This window comes from Delftia sp. ZNC0008 (assembly GCF_000799035.1).
Taxonomy (GTDB): domain Bacteria; phylum Pseudomonadota; class Gammaproteobacteria; order Burkholderiales; family Burkholderiaceae_C; genus Comamonas; species Comamonas tsuruhatensis.
The window spans coordinates 1-8,795 of the sequence record NZ_JTKZ01000405.1 but is presented as its reverse complement, the minus strand read 5'-3'; the positions used below and the strand labels follow the sequence as shown (position 1 = coordinate 8,795).

Sequence of the window (8,795 nt, the reverse complement as noted above, 5' to 3'; positions counted from 1 at the left end):
GTTCATGCCGCCTTGCTGCAGAACCACGTTGTGCGGCACATCGACCACCAGGCGCGAATCCGCTGCGCCCACGATCTGCTCCAGGTCCTTGCGCACCAGCTCGGCCAGCACCACGCGGTTGGCCCAGGCATAGCGCGCCGCCACGCCCATGGCCTGCAGGTACTCGCCGGCCAGCGGACCCGACAGGCCGTACAGGCCGCTGGCCGGGTGCTTCACGCCTTGCGGCCACTCGGCCCGGGCGCGGTCCATCCAGGCCTGGCCCACGTAAAAGCCCAGGTCGCGCGAGCCGCTGTGGATCATCACCACCACGTCGCCCGCGCGCAGGCCGGCGCGGTAGGCCGCGTGGCGGTCCAGCACCTCATCGACCACCTGCAGTTCCACGAAATGGTTGCCCGATCCCACCGTGCCCAGGCACGGGTCGCGGAACACGGCATGGCGCTCCTGCAGATAGGCATGGGGCGCGTGGCGGGCGCTGCCAGCGAAGCTGTCCAGGCCGATGCAGGCGGCCAGCTCGCGGTGCAGGCGGTCCCTGTCGACATGGCCCCACAGGCCCTGGCCATTCAGCCGGTCCACAAAGGCGGCCGGCCCGTGGTCGAACAGCGCGCGGAAGGCGGCCGTGGTCACGGGCACGTCGCGCCCGCTGCCCAGCAGGCTGGCGGTCAGCAAGTCCACCAGCCGGCCCTTGTGCGGTGCCAGCTGGTCCAGCCGGGCGCCCGTGGTCAGCAGGCGCACGCTGCAGTTGATGTCCGTGCCGATGGCGGCCGGAATGACGAAGTCCGATGGCGTGGCCACCACGCTGCCCACGGGCGCCACCGTGCCCGGATGGAAGTCGGGCGTGGCGCAGGCGCGGCAGACGGCGCCGTGGCTGCCCTGGCCGTCATGCCGGCGCACGGCCGCAAAGGCCAGCAGCTGGCGCACGGCCTTGTCCTCCAGGGGAAGACTGTCGGGAAGAAGGATGTGGGCCTCGGCCTGGCCATCGCGCACGTGGTAGATGCCGTCGCGATAGTCGAGAGAGATGCCCGTGCGTGCAAAGGCACGCTGGAGTCGTTGAGGAGTGCTCATGGCTGCAGATCCGCGAGGCCTGGTTGGCGCTCGCCGCGTCCGATGGGTGTACGGACGATGAAAGACACCCGGGCGGCAAAGGCCCGGAAAACGTCTTTCCTGCAGCAGCTCGTTCAAGAAAGAAGGGGCGCAGTATAGCGGCAGATTTTCGAATCGTCTGCAGTGTCGATGGTTTTTAATAAATTTGTATTCATTTCAATAGAAAATAATAATGATTGCCGTCCTGCCCAGAAATCCGCGTAAACACCCATGCCCGGACTACTGAATCAACGGTATCCGCAGCATCTGAAAGAAGATGTAATTTAAATAATCAAAAACATCCTACAAGTTGTTTCGGCGCGTCCGGGATGATGTGGTTTATTGGCCCGGTGGCCAATTCAATCCATTCATTTCATCTGTATTCCATGTATTCCTTTTAAGAGGGAGCGCGCCTTTATGGTTTCGGATCTCGGAATTTCCTATTCCTGGCGCCAGAGAAAATCATCTACCGATTGGTGGAAACTGATTGGCATACTATCTCTGGCGGCGCTGATGCCCGTCGCGGTGCAGGCTGGGGTCATCTTCGACAATTTCCGTGGACAGGTTTCGGTGCCTGGTGGATCGCCGGCTCCCAACTACCTGAACTATTCCGGTGGAAATTCGGTGGTACAGCTGCAGAATCTGGTGAGCTTTGCCAGCTCCACCACCAACATCGCGTCTTCAGGCACTGCGCAGAATATCGATTGGAATATTGCCAGTGCCACGCTGTGCAACAGCGCGGCCGGCAGCGGCTGGCAGTCTTCCGCCGCATGCCAGCAGTGGCTGCAGGGCCGCGTGGTGTATGCGCTGGTTGTATTTCCCACGGCGGGAACCTATGGATTTTCCGCTGCGCACGATGATGAGGTGAAGGTGGAGTTCTCCACCAATTTCACCAAGGCCAACGCGGCGCATTACAGAACCTTCGACTACAACGTACCTGTGGGGCAATTGGGGTCGTTTACCTCGGGCGATACGCAGTTTGAGAACATTCCCGGCAGCTTCGTGGTGGCACAGAACAACACTTGTTATGCCATGCGCGTGCACTGGAACAACCAGGGCGGGCTCAACCACCTGCGCCTGCGCTGGACGCCGCCGGGGCAGTCCGCACAGATCATTCCCGCCGCCAACCTGCGCGATCCCAGCGATCCGGCATCCTATGACGGCTGTGCCAACTTCAATACGGACATCGGCATTTCCAAGACTGGGCCGGACACCTTCGACAATGCCACGCCGTTCGACTACGAGCTCAAGGTCTGGAACTACGGACCCAACGCGGCCGGCAACGTGACCGTCGCCGACCTGCTGCCGGACAACGTCAGCCTGACATCGCCCATTGCCTGCATCTCCTCCGGTGCCGCCGTGTGCGGAACGCAGGCGGCCAACGGCAGGGCACTGTCGATGAGGACCGGCGTGCTGCCGGTGAACAGCAGCGGCGGGGCGGCGCATGTGCCGCCCACCTCGGGCGACTACCTGGTCTACCGCTTCCAGGTGACGCCGGCATCGGGGACGAACAGCATCACCAACACGGCCGCCATCACCATCAACGACACCAATCCGGCCAACAACTCCAGCACATTCGTGAACCAGCGCCAGGGCCAGGTCGTGGTGGAAAAGTCAGGCCCGAACTCAGTCCTCGTAGGCCAGGGCTTTGCCTACCAACTCACGCTGACCAACTACCGCACGGGCGGCACCGCCGCGATCAGCAACCCCGTGGTGCAGGACCAGCTGCCGCCGGGCGTGGCGGCCACGACCTCCACCGCACCGGTCGCTTGCGCGCCGCTCAATGTGCCGGGTGCCCTGCTCACCTGCACGCTGCCGGGCACGCTGGCCGGTGGCGGCGCGAGCCAGACCTTCAGCATCCAGGTCAACGCGCCCGCTGTGGGCTCCATCGTCAACTACGCTGCAACGCATCCCGCGCCACCTGCGACCTCGGCCTTGCCGCCGTCGCCGCCCGGGCCGCAGTGCGACGCTGTCACCACCAGCTGCACCAGCGCCAAGACCACCGTCGTGGGCCAGCCCAGACTCAAGGTGGGCAAGTCGGCTTCCATGGATTCCTTCATCGTCGGCCTGCAGGCCAGCTATGCCATCACTGTCGAGAACGTGGGAACCGGTGCGACGCCGCAGGCCACCGTGGTGACTGATACGCTCGACAGCAGCCTGACCATCGGCAGCCTGCCGGCGGGCTGCACGCGCAGCGGCCAGGCGGTCAGTTGCACCATTGCCGCAGGGCTGGCGACCCACAGCCAGGTCAGCTTTGCCATTCCCGTGACGCCTACCGTGGCCAATATCCTGCTGACCAACACCGCAACGGCCACGGGCGGCGGCGATCCGCTGTGCCCCAGCGCCTGCAGCAGCCAAGTCCAGGTGCCCGTGAAGGCGCCCAGGCTGGCCATTGCCAAGTCGGCCTCCATGGAGTCCTTCGTCGTGGGCCTGAACGCCAGCTATGTGCTCACCGTGCGCAACACGGGTACGGCGGCAACCACGGCGCCCGCCACGGTCACCGACACGGTGGCGGCCAACCTGCTCATCAATTCCGTGTCTGCAGGCTGCTCGTTCGCGGGTCAGCTGGTCAGCTGCACAATTCCTGCGGGCATGGCGACCAGCAGCCAGGTGAGCTTTGCCATCTCGGTGACGCCCCAGCCGGCGGCGGCCAACACGGCGATCTCCAACGTGGCCCAGGTCGGTGGCGGCGGCGATCCTTCCTGTGCGGCTGGCTGCACCAGCAACGAGGTGCTGGTGCCCGTCAACGCCTCCAGGCTGCGGATCGTCAAGCGCGCTTCCGACGATGCCTTCATCGTCGGCCAGCCTGCGCGCTATGTGCTGACCGTGACGAACACGGGCATGGCAGACACCATCGCCGAGACCCGCATCACCGATGTGATCGCCACCACGCTGACCATCGGCACGCTGCCGGGCCCTTGCACGGCGGCGGGCCAGTTGGTCACCTGCACGATAGCGGCGGGCCTGGCTCCCGGCGGCCAGGTGAGCTTCACCATTCCCGTGACGCCCATGACGACCGCCGGCAACACCACCATCTCTAACACGGCGCGCGTTGACGGCGGGGGCGACCCGTCCTGCTTATCCGGATGCAGCAGCAACGAGGTGGTGGAGCCGGTGAACACACCGCAACTGCAGATCGCGAAGACGGCGTCCAGCCCGGTGTTTGTGGTGGGGCAGGCGGCCTACTACACCATCACCGTGAGGAACACAGGTACGGCGGCCACCACGGCGCCGACCCTTGTGCGCGATGTGATCGCCTCCACGCTGACCCTGGGCACCCTGCCGGCAGGGTGCTCGGTGATGGATCAGGTGCTCAGCTGCACCGTGCCCGCCGGGCTGGCGACGGGCGGGCAATGGAGTGCGGTGATCCCCGTCACGCCGCAGGCCGCAGCGGCCAACACCACGCTGGCCAATACGGCCAGTCTGACGGGCGGTGGCGACCCTTCCTGCGTGGCCCGTTGCGACAGTGGCACCGTGACCACGCCGGTGGAGTCACCCAGGTTGGAGGTGAGCAAGACGGCGTCGGCCGGAGCCTTCGCCGAGGGGCAGGCCGCCAGCTACGTGATCACGGTGCGCAATGTGGGCACGACGGCCACCACGCAGGACGCCGTGGTGCGCGACGAGATGGCGTCGGGCCTGATGGTGACGGGCGTCTCTGCCGGGTGCGCGTTCTCCGGCCAGACCGTCCTGTGCACGGTGCCTGCGGGGCTGGGCGTGGGCGCGTCCGCGACCTTCACGCTTTCGGTGGTGCCCAGGTCCGGCACGGCGGGCTCCTCCATCCTCAACACGGCCCATGTGACGGGGGGCGGCGATCCGCTGTGCCTGGCCAATTGCGACAGCCCCACGGTGGTGGTGCCGGTGAACGCGCCCAAACTCTCGCTCGCCAAGACCTTCTCGTCGGGCCATTTCCTGGCCGGGCAGTCCGCCAACTATGTTTTCACGGTGACCAACACCGGCACGACCGCCACCACGGCGCACGCCACGGTGCGCGACGTGCTGTCCACCAGCCTGGCGCTGGGTACCATGCCTGCCGGCTGCACGGCCAGCGGGCAGAGCGTTGCCTGCATCGTGCCGGCGGGCCTTGCTGTGGGGCAGTCGGCCAGCTTCACCATCCCGGTGACGGCCAAGGCGTCCGCAGGCAACACCACGCTCGTGAACACGGCCAACGTGACGGGGGGCGGGGACGCTTCCTGCGAGACCGGCTGCACCGGCACCGTCACCACGCCCATAGGCCCGTCGCCCTCGCCGGCCTCCATCCCCGTGGATTCGCCCTGGATGCTGGCCCTGCTGGGCGTTCTGCTGGCCGCAGGGGCCGCGCTGCAAGAGCGGCGCCTGCGCGGCTGATGCCCGCAGCGCGCTGGCATGGGCCATGTCGGCGCGCCTGTGGGAGCACTTTTAGGCGTCCCTTCAGCGCCCCTTACAGCGCATCTTTGCGGCCTCAGGCGTTGCGCCGCTCGTACTGGGCGATGGCGTTGAGCAGCAGGGGCGAGAACTTCTTCGCGTAGTCGGCGCCGCTCCACTGGCTTGACGATCCGCTCAGGTGCAGGGCGCCCAGCGGCACGCCGTCGGCATCGACCACGGCGGCAGCCAGCGCGACCTCGCCCATGATGAATTCATCCACCACCATGGCGTAGCCGCGCTCGCGCACCTTCTTCAGTTCCGCCTGGACGGCCTTGGCGGTGGTCAGCGTCCGGGGCGTGCTGGCCACCAGGCGGCCGGGGGCCAGCAGCTGCTCCACCTGCGCCTCGTCCAGCCGTGCCATCACGGCGCGCCCGCCTGCCGTGCATTGCAGGGGCACGCGCCGGCCCACAAGCGAGGCGTGGTAGTGCTCGGTGCTGGTCTGGTGGCGCAGCACATGCACCAGCCAGTCGCCGTCGCGCAGCGACAGGCTGATCTTCTGCTCCGTGTCCTTGGACAGCTGCAGCAGCAGGGGGTTGAGCGCCTCGGCCAGCGCATGGGTGCGCAGGAAGTGGAAGGTCAGGTCCAGCACGCCCGGGCCCAGCCGGTAGCGGCGGGTCTGGCTGTTTTGCTGCAGGTAGCCCTCGGCGCTGAGGGTGTAGGCGTAGCGCTGGGCGGCGCTCTTGTCCAGGCCGCTGCGCTCCATGATTTCCGTGAGGCTCAGGTCGCCCGCCGCGCCCTTGAAGCAGTCCAGCACGCGGAATGCCTTGCCCACGGAACCCACATACAACGCGTTTTCGATCATCGTTTTACCTGATTGTGAATCTGAAGTATTAAATAACAATACCAAGTATTGAAAAATACGGAGGCAGCGGATGCCACAGCAAGCCATTGTCAGTGCGGACCGGGCGGTCGGCGCGTCGGAGTGGATCAAGGGCCAGCGGGAGAACATGCTTTCGCTGCTGGCGGACATCGTCAACATCGACTCGGGCAGCTTCGACAAGCCTGGCGTGGCGCGCGTGTTCCGGCGCCTGGAGGCCTTCTTCCTGGGCCAGGGGCTGCAGGTCAGCCCGCATTTCGTCGATGGCGTGGAGGCCGCGATCTCGGTCACCGTGAACGCGGGCAGCACCGTGGGCAGGCCCGTGCTGCTGATGGGGCACTGCGACACGGTCTTCCCTGAAGGCGAGGCCGCGCGCAGGCCGTTCCGCATCGAAGGCGGCAGGGCCTACGGCCCGGGCGTGGCCGACATGAAGTCGGGCATCGGCATGAACGCCTTCCTGCTGGCTGCGCTGGCCCACAGCGCGGAGCCTGCGCCCGAGGTCACGGGCCTGTTCACCTGCGACGAGGAAATCGGCTCGCCCCTGAGCAAGTCCGTCATCGAGCCCTTTGCGCGCAAGGCGGGCTTTGTCTTCAATGCGGAGCCGGGCCGGCCTTCGGGCAACGTGGTCACGGGCCGCAAGGGCGGCGTGTTCTTCGGCGTGGAGATCGAGGGCAAGGCGGCGCACTCGGGCGCCAACTTCGCCGAGGGCATCAGCGCCATCTCGGAGCTGGCGCACAAGGTGGTGGCGCTGGACGCGCTCACCGACCTGGACAAGGGCGTCACGGTCAACGTGGGCCTGGTGTCGGGCGGGCTGTCGGTGAACACGTCGGCGCCGTCGGCCAAGGCGGCCATCGACCTGCGCATTTTCGATCTGGACCAGCGCGAGTCCCTGGTGGGCCGCATACGCTGCATCTGCGACAAGTCCTTCATCCAGGGCACGCGCTCCACGCTGAACATCACCGGCGAGTTCCGCCCCTTCGTTCCCACGCCGCAGTCGCAGCAATTGTTCGAGCTGTACCAGGCCGAGCTGGGCGCGCTGGGCCACAAGGCCGAGGGCGAGTTCAGCGGCGGCTGCGCGGACTCGGGCGTGACCTCCAGCCTGGGCGCCATCACGCTGTGCGGCACCGGTCCCGTAGGCGGCAAGTTCCACACCACCGACGAGTACTGCGAGGTGGAAACCATCGTCCCGCGCGGCCTGGCGGTGCTCCACACCATTGCGCGCCTGCCCCACGCCCGGTGGTAGGGCGCGCCTGATTCCCGCCTTCCCCTCAAGCCACTGCCTGGTGCACTTTCATGAATCCACTTGCCTTGCCCACACGCCGCTCGCTCCTGAAAATCGCCGCCGGCCTGCCGCTGGCGCCCCTGCTGCTGCAGCCTGCCGCGGCCTCGGCGCCCGGCCCGGTCAGCCTGATGGTGCCCTACCCGGCAGGCGGGCCCAGCGACGTCAGCGCCCGCATCCTGAGCAAGCCCATAGGCGAGGGACTGGCGACCAAGGTGATCGTGGAAAACCTGGGCGGCGCCACGGGGACGATTGCCGCCTCCAAAGTGCTGGGCGCCAGGGCCGACGGCAGCATGTTCTTCCAGGGCACGCAGAACGAACTCATCCTGCCGCCGCTCACCAACAAGGCCGTGCGCTACCAGCCCGATGCGTTCGAGAACCTGCAGTACATCACCGTCACCCACCTGGTGCTGCTGGTGCGTTCGGGCCTGCCGGCCCGGGACATGCAAGAGTTCCTGGCGCTGGCGCGCTCGCGCAACGAGAGCAATTCGCTGACCTACGGCTCGGTGGGCGTGGGCTCGCTCTACCACCTGATCACCGAGTACATGGGCAAGGTGGTGAAGGTGCCGTTCACCCACGCGCCCTATGCGGGCACGGCGCCCGTGATCCAGGACCTGGCCGGCGGCCAGATCGACTTCAGCATCATGCCGTTCCAGGCGTCCATGCTGGAGATGATCCGCACCGGCCGCTTCCGGGCACTGGCCGTGCTGTCGCGCAACCGGCCTGCCGTGCTGTCGGCCGTGCCCAGCATCACCGAAGTGCCGGCGCTGCGCGATTTCGAGTACGCCAGCCTGGCGGGCTACTTCGTCAAGCGCGGCACGCCGCAGGACGTCAAGCAGCGCCTGAACCAGGCCATCGGCCAGGCCCTGCTGGACCCGCAGGTCATCGCCAAGCTGGAGGCCGACGGCCGTGATGTCGCCAAGCCCATGGGCCTGGACGATGCGGCGGCCGCCTATGCGCGCGAGATCGCCAAGTACCGCGAGATGATCCGCGTCACGGGCTACGTGCAGGCGGATTGAGAGCGAAGGCCGCAACCTACGCGAGTGCGCCCTCCAGCAGCTCGGCCATGCGCGGCAGGTCGGGCTCGGCGCTGGTCACCAGCAAGATGGCGCGCTCATAGGCGGCGCCCGCAATGGGCAGCATGCGGCAGTCGCCCATGAAGCGCTCCAGGCCCGTCCAGTGCGGCACCAGGCCCACGCCCATGCCGTCGGCGGCCAG

General features: G+C 66.9%; 5 protein-coding genes and 1 pseudogene. 3 read left to right on the top strand and 3 right to left on the bottom strand.

What is annotated here, in order from left to right:
* On the bottom strand, positions 1-1,062 hold a 1,062-nt coding region (locus L995_RS13590; protein WP_047472264.1), incomplete at its 3' end, for an RtcB family protein.
* Between the two features lie 531 nt (positions 1,063-1,593).
* On the opposite strand from L995_RS13590, the gene L995_RS13585 reads away from it, so the two are divergent.
* Positions 1,594-5,424, top strand: a complete 3,831-nt coding sequence (locus tag L995_RS13585) for a DUF11 domain-containing protein (RefSeq protein WP_047472262.1) — start codon at positions 1,594-1,596, stop codon at positions 5,422-5,424.
* A 94-nt stretch (positions 5,425-5,518) separates the two neighbouring features.
* Here L995_RS13585 and L995_RS13580 read toward each other — a convergent pair whose 3' ends face one another.
* Positions 5,519-6,283 (bottom strand): IclR family transcriptional regulator, encoded by a 765-nt coding sequence (locus tag L995_RS13580; protein WP_013800690.1) that lies wholly within the window; start codon positions 6,281-6,283, stop codon positions 5,519-5,521.
* 70 nt (positions 6,284-6,353) lie between these two features.
* Between L995_RS13580 and L995_RS13575 the strand changes: the two genes are divergently transcribed.
* Together L995_RS13575 and L995_RS13570 are read left to right on the top strand one after the other, a co-directional pair.
* On the top strand, positions 6,354-7,541 hold the full coding sequence (locus L995_RS13575; protein ID WP_047472260.1) for a M20 family metallopeptidase: 1,188 nt from the start codon (positions 6,354-6,356) through the stop codon (positions 7,539-7,541).
* A gap of 50 nt (positions 7,542-7,591) precedes the next feature.
* Entirely contained in the window at positions 7,592-8,596 is a 1,005-nt protein-coding gene (locus L995_RS13570; RefSeq protein ID WP_047217162.1) for a tripartite tricarboxylate transporter substrate binding protein, read from the top strand.
* A gap of 16 nt (positions 8,597-8,612) precedes the next feature.
* On the opposite strand, the pseudogene L995_RS13565 reads toward L995_RS13570, so the two are convergent.
* Positions 8,613-8,795: pseudogene (locus L995_RS13565) on the bottom strand (LysR family transcriptional regulator); the annotation flags it as partial.